A 25,943-nucleotide genomic window follows, 5' to 3' on the forward strand; every position below is an offset into this window, starting at 1 on the left:
GTTTACACCTCTTCCATATAACGTTTTATGCTCTCTACATCTTTATCACCACGGCCAGATAAACAAATAACAAGTCCTTCGTCTTGCTTCATTTGCGGTGCTAATTTTAAAGCGTACGCGACAGCATGTGAACTTTCTAGCGCCGGAATAATCCCTTCTTTTTTCGTTAATAATTGAAATGCCTCTAACGCTTCCTCATCTGTAATGGAATGGTAAGAAACGCGCCCAATATCTTTTAATAAACTATGTTCTGGTCCAACACCAGGGTAATCAAGTCCTGCTGAAATAGAGTGTGCTTCTTGAATTTGTCCTTCTTCATTTTGCAGAAGATACATCATCGATCCGTGTAAAACACCGACACTTCCTTTCGTTAAAGTCGCTGCATGTTTTTCTGTATGAACGCCTTTTCCAGCTGCTTCTACGCCGTAAAGAGCTACTTCTTCATCGTGTACGAACGGGTAAAACATTCCCATCGCGTTACTACCACCGCCAATACAAGCAACGACTGCTTCTGGTAGTCTTCCTTCTAACGCTTCATATTGTTTTTTCGTTTCTTTCCCAATTACACTTTGGAAATCACGAACCATTTGCGGAAATGGGTGTGGTCCGAGAACAGATCCCATAATGTAGTGCGTATCATGCACGTGTGAAACCCAGTAACGAAGCGCCTCGTTCACCGCATCTTTTAATGTGCCGCTACCTGCCGCTACACTTTCTACTTTCGCTCCGAGTAATTCCATTCGGAACACATTTAATTTTTGACGTCTCACATCTTCTTCTCCCATAAAGATGACGCATTCTAATCCAAGAAGGGCACATACAGTAGCTGTTGCCACTCCGTGTTGTCCTGCTCCTGTTTCAGCGACAACTTTTTTCTTGCCCATTCGTACTGCAAGAAGTGCCTGACCAATCGTATTGTTAATTTTATGAGCTCCTGTATGGTTCAAATCTTCACGTTTTAAATAAATCTTTGCTCCGCCGCAATACTTCGTCATATTTTCAGCAAAATAAAGCGGCGTTTCTCTTCCGACGTACGTTTTTAAATAATGAGTTAATTCCTTTTGAAACGCTTCATCTTGCATCGCTTCTTTATATGCTTCTTCTAGTTCTAATACAGATTGCATTAACGTTTCTGGAACATATCGTCCTCCGTATATACCGTAATGTCCTTTTTCATCTGGATATGTGTAGTTCATTTGGAACACTCCTTCGCTTTTTTAATAAATTGTTTTATTTTCTCCAAATCTTTCTTTCCTTCTGTCTCTATTCCGCTGCTCACATCAACCATATAAGGCTGAACAGTTCGAATGGCTTCTTCTATATTAAGGATGTTTAATCCACCAGCTAATATCGTTTTCTTTCGCAACTCTTTTGGCATATGTGCGAGTAATTCCCATGAGAATGTCTTTCCATTTCCTCCATGGAACTTTTCTTTTGGGCTATCGAATAATAGATAATCTGTTTCGTATTTTTTCGCATGTTCAATATCTTTCTCTACAGCTACTCCTACCCCTTTTATAGACGGAATATTCAATTTTCTAATTTGATGATTGTCTTCATCCCCATGTAGTTGCACATGTGTTAACCCGCACTCATCTGCAATTTTCTGTATCACTTCTACTGATTCATTTACGAAAACACCGACTTTTAACACGTTTGCTGGAAGCTCCTGAATGATTTCTTTAGCTAGCTCTGGGACGATTTTTCGCTTACTTTCTGCAAAAACAAATCCGATTGCATCTGCTCCGTATTCGCAAGTACGTTTTGCTGTTTCCATATCAGTAATGCCACAAATTTTCACTTTCATATGTTCACCTTACAGTCTTCAAAAAAGGTACTGATAGAAGATGATGTCATAAGCGCTTCTCCGACTAATACGCCTTTTGCTCCGGCTCGTTTGACGCGGATAATATCTTCTTTTGAATGAATGCCACTTTCACTAATCCAAAGTAGGTTTTCCTCATTCAATCGTTTTCCGAGCTTTTCAGTTTGTTTTAAATCTACTTCAAACGTTTTTAAATTACGGTTATTTATACCGATAACGTGCGGATTTAATTCGATTGCAATTTCTAATTCTCGTTCATCATGCACTTCAACAATTGCTTCTAATCCTTTTTCTAGTACGTAACTATATAGCTCTTTTAGCTTCTCTTTTGACAATGCTGCAACGATTAATAAAATAATATCTGCTCCTGCTTCATATGCTCTATCAATTTGAATCTTATCGATTATAAAATCTTTGCATAAAAGCGGAATGTTACTTTCTTCTCTTGCCGTTTGTAAATCATGAAACGATCCTTTAAAAAATTGACCGTCTGTTAACACCGAAACTGCTCCAGCACCGCATTCTTCATATGTTTTTACTTGCTTTCGTACATCAACGTGTAAATTGATATCTCCTTTTGATGGTGATGCTCGCTTTACTTCTGCAATGACAGTGAACTGCTGCAACGCTTCTACGAGTGAATGTGTCTTTCTACTTTCTTTTAATGGTGTATACGTTTCATATAACTCCGCAACTTCTACTTTCTTCTGCTCTACAATTTTGTCTAAAATCGTCCCCACTTTAATTCACCCTTTCTAATTTTTCGTTGCTTGCTGTAATTAATAAATTTAATTTTGCTAATGCTTTTCCAGAGTCAATGCTATGCGTTGCTAGTTTAACTCCTTCTTCAATCGTTTCTGCTTTTCCGTTTGCGAAAAGAGCAAGCCCTGCATTTAATAAAACGGTATCGCGGTATACTCCCTTTTCTCCGCTCAATACGCCGATTGTAATCTTTGCGTTTTCCTTTGAATTCCCGCCTCTAATTTCTTCATTTTTCACTCTTGAAAAACCATACTTTTCCGGATCAATACTCATTTCTACTATTTCATCATCCTTTAAAAGGGCGACATGATTTTCTCCTTGCAGTGATGCTTCATCTAAAAAGCCACTTCCGTTTACGACAATCGCTTGTTTCCGTCCTAGCTTTTGTAATACTTGCGCAACTGGTAATAACATATCTCGTTTATAAATACCGACAAATTGTGTTTCTAAATGAACTGGATTTGTTAATGGTCCAATTAAGTTAAAGATCGTCGGAACGTTTAATTCTTTTCTTATTTTCATAATGCGCCTTAATGCTGGATGCATCGCTGGTGCGAATAAAAAGGCGATCCCAACATGTTCTAATAAATAATCAATTTCTCTTGGCGTACTGCTAATGTTTACACCAAGTTCTTCTAATAAATCAGCGCTTCCAGTCTTACTAGAAACAGCACGATTACCATGTTTCGCAACCTTTACACCTGCTCCTGCCAGTACGAATGCCGATGTTGTACTAATATTGAATGTTTGCGCACCGTCACCACCCGTTCCGCAATTGTCCATCGCGCCTTTTATATGGTTTGAAAACGGTAATGCCTTTTCGCGAAGAGCACGAACAAGGCCGTATATTTCCTCTGCTGTTTCGCCTTTCGCTTTCAGCAATACTAGGAAAGCTGCAATTTCACTTTCTAATAGGTTTTCACTTAATAAAAGTAGTCCAGCTTTATACATTTCCTCTTCTGTTAAATGTTGTCCCTCCACTAATTTACGAAGATAGTTATTCATACTCTTTCCTCCTCTTTCATTTCTGCTAAAAAGGCACGTATTAACTTTCCGCCTTCTTCTGTTGCGATTGATTCCGGATGAAACTGTAATCCGAAGAGCGGATAATAGTTGTGACGAACTGCCATAATTTCTCCGTCGTCCATCGCCGTGGCCAGTACGTCAAAACACTCTGGCAAGCTAGTTTGCGCTGCAACAAGAGAATGATAGCGCATTGCTTTTAATGGTTGCGTCACGTACGAAAAGATTGATGTCCCGTTATGTTTCACACGTGATGTTTTTCCGTGTTTAATGCACTCCGCTCTCACAATTTCTCCTCCAAATGCAGATATGATTGCCTGATGGCCAAGGCAAATACCTAACATGGGAACGTTCTTATAAAAATGACGAATGACCTCGATACAAATACCAGCATCTTCTGGTTTCCCTGGTCCTGGTGAAAGCACAATTCCTTTTGGATTCATCGCTTCTAATTGTTCTATTGTTATTTGATCATTTCTTACGACGACAATTTCCTCTTCATATTCGCCTAATAGTTGATACAAGTTATATGTGAATGAATCGTAATTATCGATAAGTACAATCATTTCATTACCTCCAAAAGCGCTCTCGCTTTATTTAATGTTTCTTCATATTCAGCTACTGGATCTGAATCATACACGATGCCTGCTCCTGCCTGAACGTACGCTTTTTCATCTTTTACAACCATCGTTCGAATTGCGAGCGCCATATCAAGATTACCTGAAAAACTAACGTATCCAACTGCACCTGCGTATACATTCCTTTTTTCTTTCTCTAGTTCATTTATAATTTCCATCGCTCTAATTTTCGGAGCTCCTGATACTGTGCCAGCTGGCAGGCAATACGCCAATGCATCAAAACCACTCATCAGTTTTCGCAATGTTCCGTAAACTTCAGATACAATGTGCATAACGTGAGAATATTTTTCTACTTTCATATATTTGTCTATTGTAACTGAGCCGATTTCACTTACTCTGCCAATATCGTTCCGCCCAAGATCTACAAGCATCATATGCTCTGCTCTCTCTTTCTCATTTCCTAACAGTTCTTTTTCGATTTCCTCATCTTCCCTCTTCGTTTTCCCCCTCGGTCTCGTACCAGCAATTGGATTTGTCATCACTTTATCCTCTCTTACTGATAACAAACTTTCCGGCGAAGAACCAAGTACAACATAATCTTGAAAATCGATATAGAACATATATGGTGATGGATTCGCAATTCGAAGTTTCCGGTAAAGGGCGAATGGGTCTCCTTTACATTCACTTTGCAAACGTTGAGATAATACAACTTGGAAGATGTCCCCAGCTCGAATGTATTCTTTCGCCGTTTCTACCATCTCACAAAACTCTTTTTCTGTTATGGAAGACGTGAATGATAACATTGATCGTATTTCATTTACTTCCGCTTCTTCTCCCTTTAGTACTTCCTCTTTGCATACTTGTAATCTTTCGTATACTTCTTCATAAGAAGCTGCATCCTCTTCCCTGCATACATATACAAACGACAACTTTTGGCGTAAATGATCGTAAACGATAAACTCACGATATAGTAAAAGGTGTACTTCTGGAATATTTAATGGATCGTGTAAATCTGCTCCAATGTTTTCATATTGCCGAATGACATCATAGCCAATATAACCAACTGCTCCTCCGCAAAACGGGAATGGACTGTCTACTTCCGTTGGTGCGATTACACCTTCTAATACTTGCAGTACGTTGCTTTGCAACTTTTCTGTTCGGCCGTACATCGTTCGTTCTACTTCTATACCAACGCTTTTTACTTCTCCATAAGGATTACACCCTAAGTAAGAATAGCGCCCTTTATCTTGATGAAGCTGTGAGCTTTCTAATAAAAATTTCTTATTCCCTTTCATACGTCTATATAAAGAAATTGGCGTAATGCTATCTCCTTCTTCTTCAGCGATTACTAAAAATGTTTTTCCTTGTTCTTTTTGCTTCATAAATTCTTCTTTCGTCATCATGTCCTTCACCTCGCCCTGAAAAATAAAAAAGTCCCCTACATATCGAAAATATGTAGAGGACGATAAATTTACCGTGGTACCACCTCATGTTGGACGCAAAAGCATCCCGCTTTATTCAGGTACAAAATATATACCTTATCCTTGTAACGGCGGAACCCGGGTTGCCTACTGAAATAATTGTTCAGCATACCTCTCGTAAGCCCATTCCGTATATGGCACCGCACCGGGCTCCCACCTGTCCCCGGCTCTCTGTAACGTCTCCAAATATACGTACTCTTCTTACTTAAACGATTTCATTTATTTAATTTTTTGTATACAAAAAGGGAGTACTCATCCTATAAAAAGGACGGGTACTCCCGTGGTGCCACCTTAATTCGTTACAAACGTAACGCACTTTGCCGTATCAAAAACAATACGTGTCTCTTGTATCGATGAGATCATGTCGCCAAAGCCTACTTCTTTCGTTTCGGTTTGGAAGCTCCGAAGCCCATTCCACATCAATCCCATACTGATTCGCACCAACCATCAGCTCTCTGACATGTTCATCATGTGTACTCTTCTTCATCAACGCTTGCATTTTTTTAAGTTGCACTCATTATATTCCTCTCGTTTCTAAAAAGTCAATGATTTTTTAGAAAAAAATATTTTTTCTTCATTAGATATTATATTGACAAAACAACCTGTTTTTATGTAAATATAATAAATACTCTATTAAAATTAAGGTTTTTTGTCTTATATTTATATATCGAAAAAATAAACCATTATCAAAAAACGCTTACATTTCAGAAAATTCATATTTCAGCATGGATTTTTCTGAATAATCATGATAGATTATAAATATGCATAACGCATCAAAAGACATGACAAACGGAAGGGGAACTACATGAGTACGCAGATGTTAACTTTAACTTCTATCTCTATTTACATGCTGGGGATGTTAGTAATCGGCTATTTCGCCTACAAACGAACGTCCAACTTAACAGATTATATGCTTGGCGGGCGTACACTAGGCCCCGCAGTAACAGCATTAAGTGCTGGAGCATCAGATATGAGTGGTTGGCTTTTAATGGGATTACCCGGTGCAATGTTTAGCGTTGGATTAAGTAGTAGTTGGATTGCGATCGGCCTAACACTAGGCGCATACGCAAACTGGCTTTATGTTGCTCCTCGCTTACGTACCTACTCTGAAATTGCTAATAACTCTATTACTATTCCAGAATTTTTGGAACACCGTTTCCACGACAAATCTCACATGCTACGCTTAGTATCTGGACTTGTTATTATGATTTTCTTTACTTTCTATGTAGCTTCAGGACTAGTTTCAGGCGCTGTATTATTTGAAAATTCATTTGGCATGAATTATCATGTCGGATTATTCATTGTCGCAGCAGTTGTCGTAGCTTACACATTATTTGGTGGTTTCTTAGCAGTAAGTTGGACAGACTTCGTGCAAGGAATCATTATGGTAGTCGCTCTTATTCTTGTTCCTATCGTAACAATTATGAATTCGAACGGACTTGGACCTGCGTTTGATACAATTCGATCTGTAGATCCAACACGTTTAGATATTTTTAAAGGTGCCTCTACTTTAGGAATTATTTCTTTATTCGCATGGGGCCTTGGTTATGTTGGACAACCTCATATTATTGTACGCTTTATGGCGATTTCGTCTGTAAAAGAAATTAAAAGCGCACGAAGAATTGGTATGAGCTGGATGATTTTCTCTGTTGTCGGAGCTATGTTTACTGGTCTTATCGGTATTGCTTACTATTCACAACAAGGGTTGACATTATCTAACCCAGAGACAATTTTCCTTGAACTTGGAAAAATTTTATTCCATCCACTTATTACTGGATTTTTATTAGCAGCTATTTTAGCGGCTATTATGAGTACAATCTCATCTCAGTTGCTCGTTACTTCAAGCGCGGTAACTGAAGATTTATATCGTACATTCTTTAAGCGATCTGCTTCTGATAAAGAGCTTGTATTTGTCGGTCGTATGGCTGTACTTGGGATTGCACTAATTGGGTGTGCATTAGCGTTTAAACAAAATGATACGATTTTAGCTCTTGTTGGATATGCTTGGGCTGGATTTGGTTCCTCATTCGGACCTGCTATTTTATTAAGTCTATATTGGAAACGTATGACAAAATGGGGCGCGCTTGCTGGTATGATTTCTGGTGCCGCGACTGTTATTATATGGACACAGTTTAAATTCTTAAAAGACTTCTTATATGAAATGATTCCTGGTTTCGCTATTAGTTTACTAGTGATCATAATTGTTAGTTTACTAACACAACCTTCAAAAGAAGTTGAAGAACAATTTGAAGATTTCGAAAAACAACATCGTCATAATCTATAAAAAGAAAGCTCTGCTGTTACGATAACAGCAGAGCTTTTTTAATCAAAGTTCGACAATCTTCTTCGCGAATTTAACAAATTCTTTATGTTTCGTTAAATTTAGCATAACACTACTCCTTTATAGTGTTAGTATCAGCACTTATACAGAAAGGGGACTCCAATATGTTAGCATCTTTCCAGCAACAACAAACACGAAAATTTTCACCTATTACAAACGCTTCTACTTCTTGTTTACACATACAGCCTAAACCTACAATTTCCATTGCTCCTTCTGTTATTTCAGTTATTGGTGTTCATATACAAAAAAATAAGCTTAAAATAAAAACCGGACAAAGCGCCGATTTATCAGCTTCCGTTTTGCCAATACAGGCAACAAATCAAGAGCTTATATGGACAAATATGAATTCCGATATCATTACCATCTATCCGAAAGGTGAGTCGGTAACGATTACAGGAAAAAGCGCTGGAAGAGCCGTAGTAATTGTGACTACCGCTGAAGGAAAATTCCGTGATTTATGTATCGTTCATGTACAATCTTATATGATAAATCCAAAGTAAAAGAGTGGCTTCCTTAGCCACTCTTTTACTTTGTTTCAATATTTGAGTTTTTACTCTTTACAAGATGGATAAATCGCTCCTTATCTTTAGGAGAAATAATCTCTGTTTCATATGACCCGTAAACAATTTCAAGTCGATCAAATGATAGTGCATGAGCTGCTATTAGATTTTTCGTGTTCGAAATTCTTTTTATATCTCGTATAAATATGCGTTTTTTAACGAGACCTGATCTAATAGTAATTGTTTCTTCCCCGACAGTATATTTCGTTGTAAACCAACTCCAAATAAATAATATTGCGAACGGAATTGTGAAAAATAAAAGAAAATATTCTCTCCCTGCAAATATTGGTGCAAAACAGGCGCCTACAACAATAAAAAAGATTGGATATAACCATGCATCTTTTTTTGATGAAAATTCCATTACACTCCCCCTTTTAATTTAATTCAATGAATCCTTCCTTTCTCTTTTATTTTGGTATAAAACAAAAAAGAGAAGTCGCTAACTACTTCTCTGTTCAACTCTTATATCATTTTATTTCCTAGCAACTCGTCATAATTCCTGCGTATACACCGGCTTGTTTACCACATGTTTCGCTGTTCGCTTTTGTTGCTGTAGTAAGAATACAGATACACCCAACAATACGAGAATACTGCCGATAATTTGCATTGCATTTAATTTTTCTCCAAGTAAGAAGAACGCTAGTATAGATGCCCCAACTGGTTCCCCTAAAATACTCATTGAAATCGTTGTTGCATTCACATAATTCAACAGCCAGTTATTAATTACATGTGACACTGTAGGTACGACCGCAAGTAAAAGAAAAACGGTCCAATCCCACTTCGTATAGCCTGTAAAAGGCACTTTCAATATAACATTATAAATTCCCATGAAAATACCTGCGAATGCAAAGACTGTAAAGCTATAAATCCAGTGTGATACTTTCTTTACTGTTGTTTGCCCGATAAATAAATAACCGACAACTGCTATCACACTTAAAAAGGATAATATGTCTCCATAAATTGCTTGTTCACTTAGTCCTAAATCTCCCCACCCAATACACATTACACCTAGTATCGCAATTCCCATTGTCGCAATGGCTGAGTATGTTGTTCTTTCTTTAAATAAGAAAAACCCTCCAACTAAAGATACGATTGGTTGGAGTGCTAAAATAATCGTTGAACTCGCAACTGTCGTATGCTTTAAAGATTCAAACCATAAAAGAAAATGTAGCGCTAAAAAGAAACCAGATCCAATTAAAAATCCCCAGTCTTTTATTTGAATCTTACTAAACTCTTCCCGTTTTTTCCAAACGATAGGCAGCATAATAAGTACGATAATCCATAATCGATACATACTTAATATTGAAGATGGTGCTGAGGACATCTTTACAAAAACTGCTGCGAATGAAATGGCTATAATGGAAATAGCTAATGGTAGTGCGATTGATTTTTCTTGTTTCAAATCCTGTCTCCCCTCTCACCTGTAAAAAATCCCACTTCATTATATCCGTTTTCTTTCATAACTTAAATACTAATTTTTTAGATTCTTCGTACCATTATGGTAAAATAGAAATTAAGGCACCCATTAGTGAATATTTCTTTTCACTACAAGCGTCGCTCTTACAATCATTACAGTAAATTTTATTTAGGGGGATCTACATGAACCAAACAATAGGGAGAATTGAAGAAATTTCATTTTTTAGTACATCACTTCAAGAAGAAGTTACGCTTCTCGTTTATTTACCAGTAAATTACACGCCATTGCACAAACATACAGTTGTAATTGCACAAGATGGTAGAGACTATTTTCAGCTTGGTAAAGCACACCGTGTAATCGAAAGCCTTCGTGAAACTGAAGAAATTGACCGTACAATTATTGTCGGTATTCCATATAAAAACGTACACGACCGTAAAGAAAAATATTTCCCAAATGAAGTAAAAAATGCTGCGTATATTCGTTTCCTTGCTCATGAACTTGCACCATATATCGATGAAAATTATCCAACGTATCAAATGGGGAAAGGCCGTGTTTTAATTGGGGATTCTCTTGGCGGAACAGTTTCCTTTATGACTGCGCTTATGTATCCGCATACATTCGGTAAAGTTGTGATGCAATCACCATTTGTGGATGAAACAGTGATGAACTTAGCAAAAGAATTCAAAGATCCACAGGCGTTAGAACTTTATCACGTCATTGGAACAGAAGAAACAGCTGTAAAGCGTACAGACGGACAAGTATCTGATTTCGTAGAACCGAATCATAATTTGAACGCTCTTCTTACAGATAGAAATTTCATCACGCATTACGAGGAATTTGAAGGGAATCATACTTGGAAATATTGGCAAGCAGATTTACCGAAAGCATTTTCTCATATTCTATCAATGAAATAATAGAGAGCAGTATTCAGAATAATTTGATATAATAGATAAAGAGATTTATTCTCAAAATCTAACTAGACTTACAAAGGGAGGAATTGGAACATGAAATTAGGCATTGTAATTTTTCCATCTAAAATGATTCAAGATAAAGCGAACGGATTGCGTAAACGTTATGATCCACATTACGCATTAGTTCCGCCACATATTACATTGAAAACACCCTTTGAGACGCAAGATGAGCAATTAGAATCGATTGTACAAGAGTTACATACAATCGCAAGCAGAACGAACCCTTTCACCCTTCATGTTGGAAAAGTTGGTTCATTCGCACCTGTTAATAATGTTCTATATTTTAAAGTAGAAAAAACGCCTGAACTTACTTTCTTAAATGAAGAAATGCATAATGGATTCTTCACACAAGAACGCGAGTACTCTTTCGTACCTCATTTAACAATCGCTCAAAGCTTATCAGATGCAGAGCACGCTGATGTATTAGGTCGATTACGTATGAAAGATTTCTATTATGAGCAACCAATCGATCGTTTCCACCTTCTATATCAATTAGAAAACGGAACTTGGACTGTATACGAAACATTCCACCTTGGAAAGGGGAACAACTAATTTGCACGCACAAATCGTACAAACGGAAGAACAACTAAGAGATGCATTCTCTGTACGTAAGCAAGTATTTGTGAACGAGCAACGTGTTTCTGCTGAAGAAGAGTATGATGAGTTTGAAGAAACTTCTACACATGTTGTTATATATGATCATGATGCTCCAGTTGGTGCTGGCCGCTTTCGCATCGTTGATGGGATAGGAAAAATGGAACGCATTTGCGTACTAAGTTCCCATCGCAAAAAAGGCATTGGAAAAATTGTTATGGATGCACTTGAGGCGTATGCGAAGGAAAACTCGCTACCAAAATTGAAACTTCATGCCCAAACACATGCTGAAGATTTCTATACAAAACTTGGATACGTAACGAATTCTGATGTATTTATGGAGGCAAATATTCCTCATGTCGTTATGATAAAAGAATTATAATTTGAAAACAGGAGGTAACCCCTCCTGTTTTTTACATTGCTATTTTCTTTTTCTTCCGCTAAAGTTAAATGTTGATGCTATAGTTTTGAAGGTGAATATATGACACAAGAAAAATTTTCACAAAAATCGTTAACATACGCTGACATTCCGCGTGCGACATATCATATTCCGAAAACATCTACTCATTTAATTATGGAAGAAGATGCAGATGCGGCGTATTTTCGTGCTCTTGAACAGCAAAATGTTTATTTAAACGAAAAACAGTTAGAAGCAGTGCGAACGACAGAAGGTCCTGTCCTTACATTAGCTGGTGCCGGAAGCGGGAAAACATCTGTTTTAACAACTCGCGTAGGTTATTTAGTGAATGTAAAACAAGTTCATCCACGAAATATTTTACTACTAACGTTTACACAAAAAGCAGCTGAAGAAATTCGAACTCGCGTAGCGAACTTACCTGGTATGAACCATGCTGCAAGTAGCTATGTTGTCGCTGGTACATTCCACTCTGTCTTTTTAAAATTGCTTCGTAGCCAAGGATATAATCAGCAAATTTTAGCAAATGAAAAACATAAACAAATTATGATAAAGAAAATTTTAAAAGAATTACGTTTAAAAGATGGTTATGATGCGGAAACGATGCTCGCTATGATTTCGCTTGAGAAAAACAAATTGAATCGTCCGAAAGATGTAAAAGCGAAAACACCAGTTGAACAAGAATTCAAAGAAGTATACGAACGTTTTGAAGAGGTAAAACAGCGATATAATTACATCGATTTCGATGATATCTTATTAGAAACGTATTATATGTTAGAAAATAATGCTCCTTTGCTTACTCAATTGCAACAACGTTTCCACTATATTGAAGTAGATGAGTTCCAAGATACATCGTATGCACAATATGAAATTGTAAAATTGTTAGCCTCTCCAAGAAATAATTTATTTATCGCAGGTGATGATGATCAAGCGATATATGGCTGGCGAGGAGCAAGTCACCAAATTATTTTATCTTTTCCAAAAGAATTTGATAACACTACGATTATTGCGCTTAATACGAATTATCGATCCAATCCATTTATCGTCGGACTTGGAAATGAAGTTATCAAACTAAATCAAGAACGTTTTGATAAAGAGCTATATTCTGTTCGTGAGGAAGGTGTACAGCCATTTTATGCACGACCAGCTACGACTCTTGATGAAGCGAATCAAATTTTGCAGCTCATTCAAGAAAAGGTAGATAGTGGTGAGCGAAACTATAAAGATTTTTGTTTACTATATCGCACACATTCTGTAAGCCGCTCGTTACTTGACCAGCTTACAATTCATAAAATCCCATTTATCAAACATGGTGCGAGTCAATCATTTTACGAGCATTCTTTAATTAAACCTGTATTAGATCATTTACGACTCGTGCTTGAACCGTTTCGCCTAGAATCACTTTCTAATATATTGCCAACGATGTATATTGGCCGTGATGATTGTATTTCATTTATTGAACGTGAGCAATGGAAGTATGGTGAAGGACGCTTCCCTTCTCTTCTTCATTTCTTATTACTAAATCCAAGCTTGAAACCTTTTCAAGTGAAAAAAGTAAATGAACGTATCGATTTTATTAAATTTATAAAAGAGCTAGAGCCGAAAAAAGCATTAAAAGAAATTATTCATGGTAAAGGAAAATATTTAGAGTACTTACAAAGTAACGATCGTTCTTCCTTTACGATGCATAAGGACATACAAGAAGAAATGCTAGAAGAATTAATGGAATCCGCGACTCGATTTACGGATATTTCCGCTTACTTAGAATTTATTAATGAAACAATTCAAGGGCAAAAAGAAATGGAAGCATTAAAAACAATGCCTCAAAAAGATGCTGTATCGCTTATGTCGATCCATAACGCAAAAGGCCTTGAATTTCCATGCGTCTTTTTACTTGGTGCAAGCGATGGCATACTGCCGCATACATCTTCTTTAAAAGACGCGAATGACCGTGTAACTGAGACTTCTGAAGCATTAGAAGAAGAACGACGCTTACTCTACGTCGCAATTACACGTGCAAAAGAAGAACTTTACATTTCCTCTCCGCAATTTTTCAGAGGAAAGAAACTAGATATTTCACGTTTTTTATATACTATGCGAAAAGATTTGCCTGAAAAGACATCCACTAAATAAGGATGTCTTTTTTCCATATCACGTTATGTACATCCCTTCTATATAAATTCCCTATTTTTATCATGAGAATTAACGTAATATCGACCATATCCTACTCATATTGTAATAGTGTATGTCAGAACTCACGATAAGGAGTGAACATAATGAGCTGCAATTGTAATGAAGACAATCAACATGATTTTGATTTTAATTGTGTATCTAATGTCGTTCGTTTCATACATGAATTACAAGAATGCGCAACCACAACATGTGGATCTGGTTGCGAAGTTCCGTTTTTAGGAGCACATAATAGTGCATCAGTAGCGAATACACGTCCTTTTATTTTATACACAAAAGCTGGAACACCTTTTGAAGCATTTGCACCAGTAGGAGATCTTAAGCATTGTACTTCCCCCATTTTCCGTGTTGAGAGTATAGATGATGATGACTGCGCTGTGCTACGAGTATTAGCTGTAGTATTAGGTAATGGTTCCCCTGTTCCACCAGGTGACGATCCGATTTGTACGTTTTTAAATGTACCAAATGCCAAATTAAAATCGACCCCTGCTTGTCTAACTGTTGATTTAAGTTGCTTCTGCGCTATTCAATGCTTACGCGATGTTTCTATATAAAACTAAATACTAATGTAAGCATGGATTGGGTGGCANNTGCCACCCAATCCATGCTTAAAAGGTATTATTATGTATTTTTCGTAAAATTAGGAACTTGTCTAGAACATTGAACCTGTCCTTTTCATTAACTGAAAGTAGAAACAGATAAAGGAGTGAAAAACATGTTCTCTTCTGATTGCGAATTTACTAACATCGATTGCGAAGCGAAACCAGCTAGCACATTACCGGCCTTCGGTTTTGCTTTCAATGCATCTGCACCTCAATTTGCTTCACTATTCACACCACTACTATTACCTAGCGTAAGTCCAAATCCAAATATTACTGTTCCAGTAGTAAATGATACAGTAAGTGTCGGAGATGGTATTAAAATTCAACAAATTGGTATTTATCAAATCAGTTATACATTATCAATAAGCCTTGATAATTCCAATGCAGTCCCTGAAGCTGGTCGTTTCTTCTTATCATTAGATACACCACACAACATTATTCCAGGCTCTGGTACTGCGGTCCGCTCTAACGTTATTGGAACTGGTGAAGTAGATATCTCCAGCGGTGTTATCCTTATTAACTTAAACCCTGGCAACTTAATTCAAATTGTACCAGTCGAATTATTCGGTAGTGTAGATGTTCGCGCTGCAGCATTAACAGTTGTACAAATCGGTTAGTAAAAAGGAGTGTCTCATAAGTCAAATTTCTGACTATGTGACACTCCTTTTATTCTGACGTTTTGGAGTAGCATACCCTTTTGAGTAAATCCATTTTATTTTTATAATAAAAAACACTCACAGTAACATGAGTGTTTCATTCTTCATATTGTTTTATTATGTTCTTCTTTTTCCCGCAATTACATCCCTTTTTCTTCACAAATCCTTGTTGCTCTAATTGTTCTTGATATGCCTGTTGTTGCGCTTGGTGCTGTTGCTGTATGTTATACCATTGCTGCAGGTCATATGAATTTCGCCTTGGATTATTGCTCACAGCAAACATCTCCTCTACTGTCAATTCTGTCTATTCACTATATGAACAACTTCTTATTTTCGTTCCCTCATTCTTTTAAACTCCGCTTTTTCTCGGTATTATAACAAATATATTATTCTCCCATAAAATATCCTGTAATCGTTTCAATAATCGCTGCTGCACCTGCAATAGCTAATAATGCCAGTAACGGCTCTGCAACGATAGGAATCCAATTATATAAAACTAATAAAAAAGCACTAACCCAAACACCTGTACACCAATAACAGCTTAATAATTCGCCAATCCACTTTCTTAATCCTTTACCTTTTATTTTTGTAAAAGTTGATACACTTCCATCCGGCTCCGTAATCTCTAACTCATCAATAAACGGTCTTCGTACAAAGGCTGTAATTTTATCATAAACAATGAGACGAGTTAACCTAAAAGCTGCCAGTGCGAAAATAAAAAATAAAAGCCAACTTGTAAACAGCATGATCCCACCTTCCCTTATCTTCTTTCGCCTATTTAAAAAAAAAGGTCTTGAGATTGTGACCAAATCTCCCCGACTCCAATATCTTATTAATGTAAATACAAACAAGAAGATAAGGAGTGACATTAATGAGTTGTAACGAAAATAAACACCATGGCTCTTCTCATTGTGTAGTTGACGTTGTAAAATTCATCAATGAATTACAAGATTGTTCTACAACAACGTGTGGATCTGGTTGTGAAATCCCATTTTTAGGAGCACACAATAGTGCTGCAGTAGCAAATACACGCCCTTTTATTTTATACACAAAAGCTGGAACGCCTTTTGAAGCATTTGCACCAATAGGAGATCTTAAACACTGTACTTCCCCGATTTTCCGCGTTGAGAGCGTAGATGACGATAGCTGTGCTGTACTACGTGTATTAGCGGTAGTATTAGGTAATGGTTCCTCTGTTCCACAAGGTGACGATCCGATTTGTACGTTTTTAAATGTACCAAATGCTAAATTAAAATCGACTGCTACTTGCATTACTGTTGATTTAAGCTGTTTCTGTGCGATTCAGTGCTTACGCGACGTTTCTATCTAATAAGTTAAGTAAACTAAAAAACTATTAGGGTGGTAGAATTTCTCTACCACCTTTACATATTTATAAACCGGCCATATCAATCGATTTGATGTCTTCTATAGATAACCTAATATCTCGCATACTATTTGGCGGCATAATAGACACAATGCCATTACGGTACGATATAATCGATCCAATGTATGAGACCGTCGCTGTCTTTATTCTGCATCTTACTTTCGGAATGTAATGAGGGCGGTTTAATAAAAAATGAATTTTTTCGTCATTATTCATATCCTTAAATGATTTATTGTACGGGATCGTTCTAACTTGCTCCTGCTCTTCTTGTTCCTCTTCTTCTATTTTTGCTTCTACTTGCTGCTCTTCTTGTTGTTTTTGTTCTAGTACCTCTTCCGCAGCACTGCTTACAATATTTTCATTTCTATTGCTTTGTTCTTTTCGATCCTCATTTTCAAAGTTTGTAAGAATAATTCTTTTTATTTTCGGTGCAGCAAGTTCTAAATTTACTTGCGTGATATATAACAACGGTTTTCCAACTGTTGAACTTTTATTTTTATTCTTCACACTCGTCCCTCCCACTTCCATACGTAGCTGAATAAATCGTGTACTATTATAGTTATATTCATCACGCGGCAAGAACTTTCGTAAAATCGTTCTTTCTGAGAACAATAAAAAAGGGCAACCTCAATGTTTAGAGACTGCCCTTTAAAAACTATAATCAATATTTATCCTAAAATATGATATCCTGAATCAACGTGAATGTTTTCTCCTGTTACGCCGCGCGCTAAGTCACTGAATAGGAATACTGCTGTATCCCCAACTTCTTCTGGCGTTGTTGTACGACGAAGTGGAGCACGCTCCTCGATTTCTCTTAAGATTGAGTTGAAATCGCCTACACCTTTCGCAGATAACGTACGAATTGGTCCTGCAGAAATAGCGTTCACACGAATGCCGTGTTGACCTAAATCGTTTGCTAAATATTTCACGCTTGCTTCTAATGAAGCTTTCGCAACACCCATAACGTTATAGTTTTTCACAACGCGCTCGCCGCCAAGGTATGTTAAAGTTAAAATATTTCCGCCCTCTGTCATTACTTTCTTCGCTTCTCTTGCTACAGCTGTTAAAGAGAATGCACTAATGTTTTGTGCAAGTAAAAATCCATCACGAGAAGTATCTACAAATTCACCTTTTAAATCATCACGATTTGCAAAAGCAATACAGTGTGCAACACCGTGAATTGTACCAACTTCTTGTTTAATTGTTTCAAAGCAAGCTGTAAGTTCTTCATCATTCGTTACATCACAAGGTAATACAAGTGATTCTTGCCCTTCTAATGTATCCGCTAATTCACGAACATTTCTTTCTAAACGTTCTCCTGCATATGTGAATATTAATTTTGCACCTGCATTATGCAAAGAGCGAGCAATTCCCCACGCAATACTTCTTTGGTTCGCAACGCCCATAACAACAAATGTTTTCCCTTGTAATAGTTCCATGATATATCCTCCCAGAAATACTTATACTTGTTATTAGTACCTGATACTTATAATTATAGTACCATAAAACCGCTTAAAGGCAAACAAAAAAGTCATTAACGTAAATTTGTTAATGACTTTTTGTTTCTATAAAAAACCGCTCTAATCCTTCTTCCCAAGAAGGCATTTGTAAAAAACCATTTAATCGTAGCATGTTATGTTGAAAGATAGAATATTTCGGTCTCGCAGCCGCAGCCCCGAATTCTTCAGTTGAAACAGGTAATACATCCACTTTCATATTTGCATACGAAAATATTTTTTTGGCAAATTCGAACCAAGAGCACGATCCCCTGTTGGATACGTGATACGTACCATATAAAGAAGTACGAATGAGCTTATTAATCATCATATTTAAATCTGCCACGTACGTAGGAGAGCCAACTTGATCCGCTACAACGGATATTTCATCTTTTTCTTTCCCTAACCGCATCATCGTTTTCACAAAATTACTTCCATATTTACCATACAGCCACGATGTGCGAACGATAAAATATTTATTATGTAACTCTTTGACGAACTGCTCTCCAGCAAACTTTGAAGCCCCATATATATTTATCGGCGATGGATTATGAAACTCATGATAGCCATCTGGTCTGTCACCTTGAAATACATAATCGGTGCTAATATAAACTAACTTCGCCCCTACTAATTGTGAAGCAACTGCTATATTTCGAGCTCCTATCGCATTTATTCCATACGCAAGATCCTGTTCTTTCTCTGCATGATCTACTTTTGTATAGGCTGCACAATGAATGATTATATGTGGTCTTATCTCTTGTACCACTTGCTGAATTCGGGGCATATTTGTGACATCTAGTAATTTTTTATCAAATGGATATATGTCATATTCTCCAGAATTCAACTCCTCTACTAGTTGCTTTCCTAATTGACCATTCGCTCCCGTTATGATAACCCGCTCTTTCATTTACATGCCCCTTACTTTTCTTTTAGTGGTTTCCACCATTCCTTATTCTTTTCATACCATTGCACCGTTTCTTGTAATCCTTGTTCAAATGTATACTTTGGTTCCCAATCAAATTCGTTCTTCATTTTCTCTGCATCGATCGCATAACGGCGGTCATGTCCTAAACGGTCTGTAACGTATTCAATATCTTTTTTTGTTTTTCCTAAGAGAGTAATAATTTGTTCCACAACTTCTACATTTGTTTTTTCATTATTTCCACCTATGTTATATACTTCTCCTACACGTCCCTTATGCAAAACAATGTCAATCGCACTACAATGATCCGTTACATGTAACCAGTCTCTTACATTTAATCCATCACCATATAACGGCAGCATTTTTCCTTCCAGTGCATTCGTAACCATTAATGGAATTAACTTTTCAGGATATTGATACGGTCCATAGTTATTGGAACAACGAGTCACTATAACTGGTAATTGATATGTTTTATAATAAGATAAAGCTATCACATCTGAGCTCGCCTTACTTGAAGAATATGGACTATTTGGAGCTAACGGGGTTTCCTCGGTAAACTTTCCTGTTTGCCCTAAAGAACCGTATACTTCATCTGTTGATACCTGCACGAGCTTAATAAGCGGATACTTTTTCACTAGTTCTAATAAAGTGACTGTCCCGATTACATTCGTATCATAAAACGGGATTGGGTTTTCAATACTACGGTCCACATGCGATTCAGCTGCGAAATTTACAATCACTTGCACGTCTCGCTCCTTTATGACATGCTCTAGCAGCTCTCCATTTTGAATTTTCCCTTTTACAAAAGAGTAATTAGGATGATCTTGAAGAGACTTTACGTTATTTAAATTTCCGCTATATGTTAATGCATCGTAATTAATGATTTTATATGTTTCATATCTTTGTAACATGTAATGAACAAAATTACTTCCGATAAATCCAGCCCCACCTGTTACTAATATATTCATAAACAACTCTCCTACTTAAAAACTATCTTCATATTCCTGAAGTAATGGTAATATGCGGTCCTTATCAGATAAGATAGGGTTTGTTACCGGCCATGGAATCGCTAATTCTTTATCTTCCCAAAGCAAACCTGAATCGTGATTAGCACTATAATACTCATCTACTTTATACATAACAGTAGTATGCGGGACAAGCGTACAAAACCCATGAGCAAATCCTTTTGGAACCAATAATTGCCGATGATTATCCGCACTTAAAATATATCCTCTCCACTGTTTAAACGTTGGTGAATCTTTTCGTAAGTCCACGATTACATCATAAATTGCTCCTTGCATAACTTGAATGAGTTTCGTTTGCGCTTTCGGATTTTTTTGAAAATGTAGTCCCCGAATTGTTCCCGCCTGTGCTGAATAAGATACGTTGTCTTGTACAAACGAATACGTAATCCCTAATGTTTCTAGCACCTTCTTATTATAACTTTCTGTAAAAAATCCCCGCTCATCTCCAAACAACCTCGGTTCTAACAATTTTGCATCGGTAAAGTTTGTTTCTACAACTTTCATATTCTCACCTATTCTCCGTTAAACTGTTTCCCAAAGTTTATATCTCGCGCTAACGTATTCGCCCTTTGAAGAGAAGCATGAGTTCCCGCATCAGTCCACCAGCCGATCATTTCGTTATAAGTAAGAACCCCTCGTTTTAAATACCAATTGTTTATATCTGTAATTTCAAGTTCTCCCCGTGCAGAAGGTTTTAATTCTTTTATATAAGAAAAGACTTTCGAGTCATACAAATAAATTCCCGTAACAGCATAAGAGCTTTTCGGTTTTTTCGGCTTTTCTTCAATTTCAATTATTTTTCGGTTTTGAATATGTGCTACACCAAATCTTTCAGGATCTTCTACAGATTGCAATAGCACTTTCGCACCTTCTTTTTGCTTTGTAAACTCTTCAACATATGGACGAATATCATCTGAAAAAATATTATCCCCTAATATAACTACCATACGATCATTCCCGACGAATTCTTCACAAAGCCCTAATGCTTGTGCAATTCCACCAGCTTTATCTTGCACACGATACGTAAAAGACACGCCAAATTCGTGGCCACTTCCTAAAAAGCTAACAACATCTCCCATATGCTCTTTACCTGTAATAATCATAATATCTGTAATCTCGCATTGTTTCAGCTTATATACCGCATGATAAATCATCGGATACCGTCCAACAGGAAGTAAGTGTTTATTCGTGACTTTCGTTATTGGATATAGTCTCGATCCAGTTCCGCCTGCTAAAATAATCCCTTTCACCCTGCATCTCTCCCTTATGATGGAGATAGTATATCTTTATAATGTTCTACAAACACTGTTCGGTACTTCTCATATGTATCCGCATCAAACTCATCTCCGTTGTAATGAATACACCATAAGTTTGCTTGATTAGGGATACCAATTAAATAGCCAGCCCTTTGAAACTCTAAAGACTGTGATACATCATAAAAGTGGAACCCTTGAAACAAATCTTCTCGCCACGGAATATCATACTGCGTTGCCATGAATAAACCATCAATTGCCTGCACTGATATAAATGATTTATTTTCGTAAAACAACTGATCTAAATTTAATAATTGATAATTCCGTCTTCTGTATTCAATTACTTTCCCTACTAAATTTTTTCCTTCCCACCATATCCCGTTACTCGGTAAAAATTGAGCACCAGCGACTCCTATTAAACCTAGCTTTTCATTTTCTTTAAAAAGGGAAATAAGGGTATAAAACATATCCCGATTAATTAGATACGTATCTTGATGTATATATACTTTGTACTTCGCCGGATATGCAAGTGCCCGGTTGTAAGCACTTGCCATACTCTTTGCATCTCGTATCGGAAAAATTTGAACGGCATAGCCAGGGGGAACAAAAATGTTTCTTATTTGTCTCTCACATTGCTTGAAAAGCTCTTCATTATTTATACAAACAACGACTAATATTGTATGATCTTTCATTTTGTATCCCCTTTATTTTTCCTTATTCACATCTGACATATAGTTCTCTACAAGTACTTTTCTATACTTTTCATAATTCGTCATATTCACATCAAAATGATAATGAATACACCAAGCATCGCGTTGTACAGGTACACCGACTGTATACCCCGCTTTTTTAAATTCCAATGATTGAGATACATCATAAAAATCAAACCCGTCAAATAAGTCTTCCCGCCACGGAATATCATATTGTGTCGCCATTAATAAACCGTCAATACATTCAACAGGAATAAACGTTTTTGATTCATGAAATGGTTGCTCTAAACTTGCCATATAAAACAAATCATCCATATAACCAATGACTTTCCCGACAATCCCACGCCCTTCGTTCCATACACCAGTTGGAGGAACATATTGCGCTCCAACCATCCCAATCATCCCAAGGTGTTCATGTTCCTCAAATAATTGAATTAATCCGTATAGAAAAGCTCCATTTATAATAAAAACATCTTGGTGTAAATACACTTTATACTTCGCTGGATGTGCAATGGCTTGATTGTATCCGCTTGTCATACTTTTCGCTTTCCGAATTGGCATAAATTGTATAGTATACCCGGGAGGTACTGCCAATTTCAATATATGTCGCGCACATTGTGCATACAATTTCCGATCATTTATACATGTAACGAATAATATTGTTTTTTCTGCAGCACTCATAATTGTGATTTTTCTGCTTCAATAATATATTGAAATACAACCGTCTCAGCCATGAAGCCACTTCCAAGACGATATTTTTTACAAATTCCATATAACTCTTCAATAAGTGGTTCATACATTTTATGATCAACATATACACGATCTACTTTACTAATAGAATATCCTGCTTTAAAAAATAGTCTTATCATTTCATTAAAAGTAAAGAAACGAATATGTGTTTTATCTAACAGGCCGTACTCTGTATACGTCCAATTTCCAGCGAGTAAGGGTGCTAACACTGAAATGTGAGAAACGTTCGGTATACTAGCTAAAATCACACCATTTTGTTTTATATATGGTTTTATTTTTTCTATCACAGCCCATGGATCAAATAAATGCTCTAATACGTCCCCAAATATGACGCAATCAAATTGCTCCTTTTCATAAGGCAAATCCATCGTCTCTATATCCCCGAGAACAACGTGATCCAGCTTTTCTTTTGCTTTTTCCGCCGCTTCTGGAAATGCTTCAATTCCTGATACACGTGTACCATTTTCTTTAATAGCCGCTCCTAAAGCACCATTAGAGCAACCAATATCAAGAACTTCTTTCCATTCCTTTTTTATATGTTTTAATAAATTTGGATTCGCTGCATTATAATAATGCTCCGACTTTTCTTCATATAAAGAACTTTTTTCCCGATTCATTTCACACGCTCCTTATGCAAACTGAATTTGAAATATAAATCTCATATGAATTCTATAAAGTGAAACTTTAATCAGTAGGGGGGGTTCATCCCTCACTGATTATTAGCCCTCACCAATCGAGCATTTACGGGCAGCCCGATTCCCATCTAACTTCTTTGCTCCAGCCGAATTTTGAAGCGGGATAAAAGCTGTTAGCTGCATTGATTACATTACTAATACTCTAATATATAGCCAATCTATTAGAGTTAGAATAGCGATAAGTCATTTCTAAAAAACGAAACCCCTTACACTTTATATTGTTTATCAAAAACACCCCGAAAATATTTGCGGTTATACTCGATTGCAGCATTATTCGGAACATAAGAAGCAGCTAATTCATTGTAATAATACGCTTTATCTTGATCTCCTAACTTGCTATAGCAAATACACATTTGCAAATACGGAATCCATGTGTAACTAGCTGGACTATGAAACGGGCTATCCTCTGCAAGTGGTACTTCCGTTGCTAATTTGAACCAAAATATCGCTTCATTATATTTTTGCTGTTCCATATATATATATCCTATTCTTGTACAATTCTCCCCTCTAGGAACACCGTACCGAAATGACTTTACACAAGCCTCAACTGCCTTCTCCCACGTTCCGAGCTTCGCATAACAATCCCCTAACTTACCGCATGCATAAATTTTCTCTTCATACCACCCTTCATCTTGATTCAGAAATGTTTCATATAAAGGAACCGCTTCATCGTATTTTTGATTATCCATAGATTCATTTGCATAATAAAACAATTCTCTCGGACCCAATTCTTCTCCAGCTGCTACAGCATTTTGAAAAATTTTCAAATTACGATCCGTTACATCTTTTTCTTTTTTATGTGTAACAGCAATGTTACTATTAAAAGTTTCACCAAAAACCGCTAAATACTCATGTACTTTACCAAACCATTGAAACTGTTTTTCGCGCTTTATCAGTCGATTTCTTCTCGTGCAATATAAAGGTTTCCCGTTAGAATCCATTGCAAGATGATATGGCATCGAAACAGCATCCACATTAGAATCTAATTCCCCTTTTAATCGTTTCAATGCTTCTTGAGCACCTTCTTCTAATACGTCATCTGCATCTAGCCATAATATATATTCTTGCGTCGCTTTTGAAAAAGAAAAATTTCTAGCCGCCGCAAAATCATCAATCCACTGAAAATCATATATGTTAGAAGTATATTTCTCTACAATTTCTTTCGTTCGATCAACGGAACCTGTATCAACTATTACAATTTCTTCAACAATTTCTTCAACTGCCTCCAAACATCGGGCTATTGTCTTTTCCTCATCTCGAACTATCATACATAAACTAATTGTAATACCTTGCTTGTTCAATATAATCACCTTCTTCCAACTCAATCATATGTTATACAAATACTAAACTTTCCACTTTTTTATATTGTTCAAGTTATTTTAGATTTCTTTTCAATAATTCAAGCGTCCGTGTCATTTTCTTAAGATTTTGCATCTACTATATAATGAAAGCTTTATGGAGGTGAATTTATGTCAAATAATAATTATTCAGATGGCTTAAATCCCGAAGAATCATTATCCGCAAGTGCATTTGATCCTAACCTTGTAGGACCGACATTACCACCTATACCACCATTTACTCTTCCAACCGGGCCAACTGGGCCAACTGGACCGACTGGGCCAACCGGACCGACTGGGCCTTCTGGTGGACCAATTGGACCGACTGGACCAACTGGTCCAACTGGTCCAACTGGATCGACTGGGCCGACTGGGCCAACTGGACTGACTGGACCAACTGGGCCAACTGGACCGACTGGGCCAACTGGACCAACTGGACCGACTGGACCGACTGGGCCGACTGGGCCGACTGGGCCGACTGGGCCTTCTGGATTAGGTCTTCCAGCAGGATTATATGCATTTAACGCTGCTACAGTTAGCTTAGCTCTTGGTTTTGATGAGCCTGTACCGTTTAATACAGTTGGATCTAAATTTGGTACAGCAATCTCCAAATTAGATAATGATACTTTCATCATAAGTGAAACTGGATTCTATAAAATTACTGTTATCGCATATACTGCATCAGTTAGTATATTAGGTGGCCTTGCAATTCAAGTGAACGGCCTTAACATACCTGGCGCTGGAACAAGTTTAATCTCACTTGGGGCGCCTCTCGTTATCCAAGCAATTACACAAATTACAATGACTCCATCAATGGTTGAAGCTGTTGTTACAGGACTTGGATTATCTCTAGCTCTTGGTACTAGCGCATCTATTATTATTGAGAAAATCGCTTAATATTTTACTTAGCAGTAAAACTGATATTAGTTTTACTGCTTTTTCAATTTCAAATTCAA

The 25,943-nt window shown here is 37.0% G+C and carries 30 protein-coding genes and 2 other annotated features; of the genes, 10 read left to right on the plus strand and 20 right to left on the minus strand.

Going from position 1 to position 25,943, the window contains the following annotated elements; translation table 11 throughout:
• Window positions 1-2 precede the first annotated feature (2 nt).
• Genes trpB through trpE form a run of 6 tightly spaced genes read right to left on the minus strand, consistent with a single transcriptional unit; the run spans window position 3 to window position 5,591 of the window.
• A complete protein-coding gene (trpB, locus tag COC96_RS09890; protein WP_098768708.1) occupies window positions 3-1,196 on the minus strand; it encodes a tryptophan synthase subunit beta in 1,194 nt (397 codons plus the stop codon).
• The gene (locus COC96_RS09895) at window positions 1,193-1,807 is read right to left on the minus strand and encodes a phosphoribosylanthranilate isomerase (RefSeq protein ID WP_098269070.1); all 615 of its coding nucleotides are present in this window, start codon (window positions 1,805-1,807) and stop codon (window positions 1,193-1,195) included. Before COC96_RS09895 ends, trpB begins: the two co-directional genes overlap by 4 nt.
• Entirely contained in the window at window positions 1,804-2,565 is a 762-nt protein-coding gene (gene trpC, locus COC96_RS09900; protein ID WP_098768709.1) for an indole-3-glycerol phosphate synthase TrpC, read from the minus strand. The genes COC96_RS09895 and trpC overlap by 4 nt, the downstream gene beginning before the upstream one ends.
• A gap of 1 nt (window position 2,566) precedes the next feature.
• Window positions 2,567-3,592, minus strand: a complete 1,026-nt coding sequence (gene trpD, locus COC96_RS09905) for an anthranilate phosphoribosyltransferase (protein WP_098269068.1) — start codon at window positions 3,590-3,592, stop codon at window positions 2,567-2,569.
• A complete protein-coding gene (locus tag COC96_RS09910; RefSeq protein WP_098768710.1) occupies window positions 3,589-4,176 on the minus strand; it encodes an aminodeoxychorismate/anthranilate synthase component II in 588 nt (195 codons plus the stop codon). Before COC96_RS09910 ends, trpD begins: the two co-directional genes overlap by 4 nt.
• The gene (trpE, locus tag COC96_RS09915) at window positions 4,173-5,591 is read right to left on the minus strand and encodes an anthranilate synthase component I (protein WP_142339984.1); all 1,419 of its coding nucleotides are present in this window, start codon (window positions 5,589-5,591) and stop codon (window positions 4,173-4,175) included. The genes COC96_RS09910 and trpE overlap by 4 nt, the downstream gene beginning before the upstream one ends.
• A 52-nt stretch (window positions 5,592-5,643) precedes the next feature.
• Window positions 5,644-5,888: a binding site (T-box leader), on the minus strand.
• A gap of 42 nt (window positions 5,889-5,930) precedes the next feature.
• Window positions 5,931-6,168 (minus strand) — a binding site (T-box leader).
• Between the two features lie 306 nt (window positions 6,169-6,474).
• Between trpE and putP the strand changes: the two genes are divergently transcribed.
• Together putP and COC96_RS09930 are read left to right on the plus strand one after the other, a co-directional pair.
• Entirely contained in the window at window positions 6,475-7,953 is a 1,479-nt protein-coding gene (gene putP, locus COC96_RS09925; RefSeq protein ID WP_098768712.1) for a sodium/proline symporter PutP, read from the plus strand.
• Window positions 7,954-8,114: 161 nt separating this feature from the next.
• Window positions 8,115-8,510, plus strand: a complete 396-nt coding sequence (locus COC96_RS09930; protein ID WP_098269064.1) for an Ig-like domain-containing protein — start codon at window positions 8,115-8,117, stop codon at window positions 8,508-8,510.
• 25 nt (window positions 8,511-8,535) lie between these two features.
• Here COC96_RS09930 and COC96_RS09935 read toward each other — a convergent pair whose 3' ends face one another.
• Both COC96_RS09935 and COC96_RS09940 read right to left on the minus strand, forming a co-directional pair.
• Window positions 8,536-8,931, minus strand: a complete 396-nt coding sequence (locus COC96_RS09935) for a PH domain-containing protein (RefSeq protein ID WP_098269063.1) — start codon at window positions 8,929-8,931, stop codon at window positions 8,536-8,538.
• A 129-nt stretch (window positions 8,932-9,060) separates the two neighbouring features.
• A complete protein-coding gene (locus COC96_RS09940) occupies window positions 9,061-9,972 on the minus strand; it encodes a DMT family transporter (protein WP_098269062.1) in 912 nt (303 codons plus the stop codon).
• A gap of 197 nt (window positions 9,973-10,169) precedes the next feature.
• Here COC96_RS09940 and COC96_RS09945 point away from each other — a divergent pair, with 197 nt between their 5' ends.
• The 6 genes from COC96_RS09945 (at window position 10,170) to exsF (ending at window position 15,376) form a co-directional block, all read left to right on the plus strand.
• Entirely contained in the window at window positions 10,170-10,901 is a 732-nt protein-coding gene (locus COC96_RS09945; RefSeq protein WP_098768713.1) for an alpha/beta hydrolase, read from the plus strand.
• Between the two features lie 90 nt (window positions 10,902-10,991).
• Complete coding sequence (locus COC96_RS09950) at window positions 10,992-11,510, plus strand: YjcG family protein (protein WP_098269060.1); 519 nt, start codon at window positions 10,992-10,994, stop codon at window positions 11,508-11,510.
• A 1-nt stretch (window position 11,511) separates the two neighbouring features.
• Window positions 11,512-11,934 carry a GNAT family N-acetyltransferase gene (locus COC96_RS09955; protein ID WP_097903866.1) on the plus strand — a complete coding sequence of 141 codons (423 nt, stop codon included), beginning with the start codon at window positions 11,512-11,514 and terminating at the stop codon, window positions 11,932-11,934.
• A 99-nt stretch (window positions 11,935-12,033) separates the two neighbouring features.
• Window positions 12,034-14,100 (plus strand): ATP-dependent helicase, encoded by a 2,067-nt coding sequence (locus COC96_RS09960; protein WP_098269059.1) that lies wholly within the window; start codon window positions 12,034-12,036, stop codon window positions 14,098-14,100.
• 143 nt (window positions 14,101-14,243) lie between these two features.
• A complete protein-coding gene (locus tag COC96_RS09965) occupies window positions 14,244-14,711 on the plus strand; it encodes a CotY/CotZ family spore coat protein (protein ID WP_098768714.1) in 468 nt (155 codons plus the stop codon).
• A gap of 161 nt (window positions 14,712-14,872) precedes the next feature.
• Window positions 14,873-15,376: an exosporium protein ExsF gene (gene exsF, locus COC96_RS09970; RefSeq protein ID WP_098768715.1), complete on the plus strand. Its 504-nt coding sequence runs from the start codon at window positions 14,873-14,875 to the stop codon at window positions 15,374-15,376.
• Between the two features lie 136 nt (window positions 15,377-15,512).
• Here the strand turns inward: exsF and COC96_RS09975 are convergent, their stop codons facing one another.
• Window positions 15,513-15,698, minus strand: coding sequence for a cytochrome C oxidase subunit III (locus COC96_RS09975; RefSeq protein ID WP_098768716.1), 186 nt, complete (start codon window positions 15,696-15,698; stop codon window positions 15,513-15,515).
• Window positions 15,699-15,801: 103 nt separating this feature from the next.
• Window positions 15,802-16,161: a DUF1360 domain-containing protein gene (locus COC96_RS09980; protein WP_098269055.1), complete on the minus strand. Its 360-nt coding sequence runs from the start codon at window positions 16,159-16,161 to the stop codon at window positions 15,802-15,804.
• 125 nt (window positions 16,162-16,286) lie between these two features.
• Between COC96_RS09980 and COC96_RS09985 the strand changes: the two genes are divergently transcribed.
• The gene (locus tag COC96_RS09985) at window positions 16,287-16,745 is read left to right on the plus strand and encodes a CotY/CotZ family spore coat protein (protein WP_098269054.1); all 459 of its coding nucleotides are present in this window, start codon (window positions 16,287-16,289) and stop codon (window positions 16,743-16,745) included.
• Window positions 16,746-16,805: 60 nt separating this feature from the next.
• Here the strand turns inward: COC96_RS09985 and COC96_RS09990 are convergent, their stop codons facing one another.
• The 10 genes from COC96_RS09990 to COC96_RS10035 all read right to left on the minus strand — a co-directional run bounded on the left by COC96_RS09990 (window position 16,806) and on the right by COC96_RS10035 (window position 24,954).
• Entirely contained in the window at window positions 16,806-17,327 is a 522-nt protein-coding gene (locus tag COC96_RS09990; RefSeq protein ID WP_098269167.1) for a spore coat CotO family protein, read from the minus strand.
• A 140-nt stretch (window positions 17,328-17,467) separates the two neighbouring features.
• Window positions 17,468-18,238 (minus strand): enoyl-ACP reductase FabI, encoded by a 771-nt coding sequence (fabI, locus tag COC96_RS09995; protein ID WP_000421885.1) that lies wholly within the window; start codon window positions 18,236-18,238, stop codon window positions 17,468-17,470.
• 109 nt (window positions 18,239-18,347) lie between these two features.
• A complete protein-coding gene (gene rfbD / locus COC96_RS10000; protein ID WP_098269053.1) occupies window positions 18,348-19,202 on the minus strand; it encodes a dTDP-4-dehydrorhamnose reductase in 855 nt (284 codons plus the stop codon).
• Window positions 19,203-19,213: 11 nt separating this feature from the next.
• Window positions 19,214-20,185: a dTDP-glucose 4,6-dehydratase gene (gene rfbB, locus COC96_RS10005; RefSeq protein ID WP_098269052.1), complete on the minus strand. Its 972-nt coding sequence runs from the start codon at window positions 20,183-20,185 to the stop codon at window positions 19,214-19,216.
• A 15-nt stretch (window positions 20,186-20,200) separates the two neighbouring features.
• Window positions 20,201-20,746, minus strand: coding sequence for a dTDP-4-dehydrorhamnose 3,5-epimerase (gene rfbC, locus COC96_RS10010; protein ID WP_098768717.1), 546 nt, complete (start codon window positions 20,744-20,746; stop codon window positions 20,201-20,203).
• 8 nt (window positions 20,747-20,754) lie between these two features.
• A complete protein-coding gene (locus tag COC96_RS10015; RefSeq protein ID WP_098269050.1) occupies window positions 20,755-21,492 on the minus strand; it encodes a sugar phosphate nucleotidyltransferase in 738 nt (245 codons plus the stop codon).
• A gap of 14 nt (window positions 21,493-21,506) precedes the next feature.
• A complete protein-coding gene (locus COC96_RS10020; protein ID WP_098269049.1) occupies window positions 21,507-22,187 on the minus strand; it encodes a glycosyltransferase family protein in 681 nt (226 codons plus the stop codon).
• Window positions 22,188-22,199: 12 nt separating this feature from the next.
• Window positions 22,200-22,886 (minus strand): glycosyltransferase family protein, encoded by a 687-nt coding sequence (locus COC96_RS10025; protein WP_098269048.1) that lies wholly within the window; start codon window positions 22,884-22,886, stop codon window positions 22,200-22,202.
• Window positions 22,883-23,572: a class I SAM-dependent methyltransferase gene (locus tag COC96_RS10030; protein WP_098768718.1), complete on the minus strand. Its 690-nt coding sequence runs from the start codon at window positions 23,570-23,572 to the stop codon at window positions 22,883-22,885. The genes COC96_RS10025 and COC96_RS10030 overlap by 4 nt, the downstream gene beginning before the upstream one ends.
• 284 nt (window positions 23,573-23,856) lie before the next feature.
• Window positions 23,857-24,954, minus strand: a complete 1,098-nt coding sequence (locus COC96_RS10035; protein WP_098768748.1) for a glycosyltransferase — start codon at window positions 24,952-24,954, stop codon at window positions 23,857-23,859.
• 165 nt (window positions 24,955-25,119) lie between these two features.
• Here COC96_RS10035 and COC96_RS10040 point away from each other — a divergent pair, with 165 nt between their 5' ends.
• Window positions 25,120-25,884, plus strand: a complete 765-nt coding sequence (locus COC96_RS10040) for a BclA C-terminal domain-containing protein (RefSeq protein WP_098768719.1) — start codon at window positions 25,120-25,122, stop codon at window positions 25,882-25,884.
• Window positions 25,885-25,943 lie beyond the last annotated feature (59 nt).

It is taken from the genome of Bacillus cereus (assembly GCF_002577405.1).
Taxonomy (GTDB): Bacteria; Bacillota; Bacilli; order Bacillales; family Bacillaceae_G; genus Bacillus_A; species Bacillus_A cereus_AU.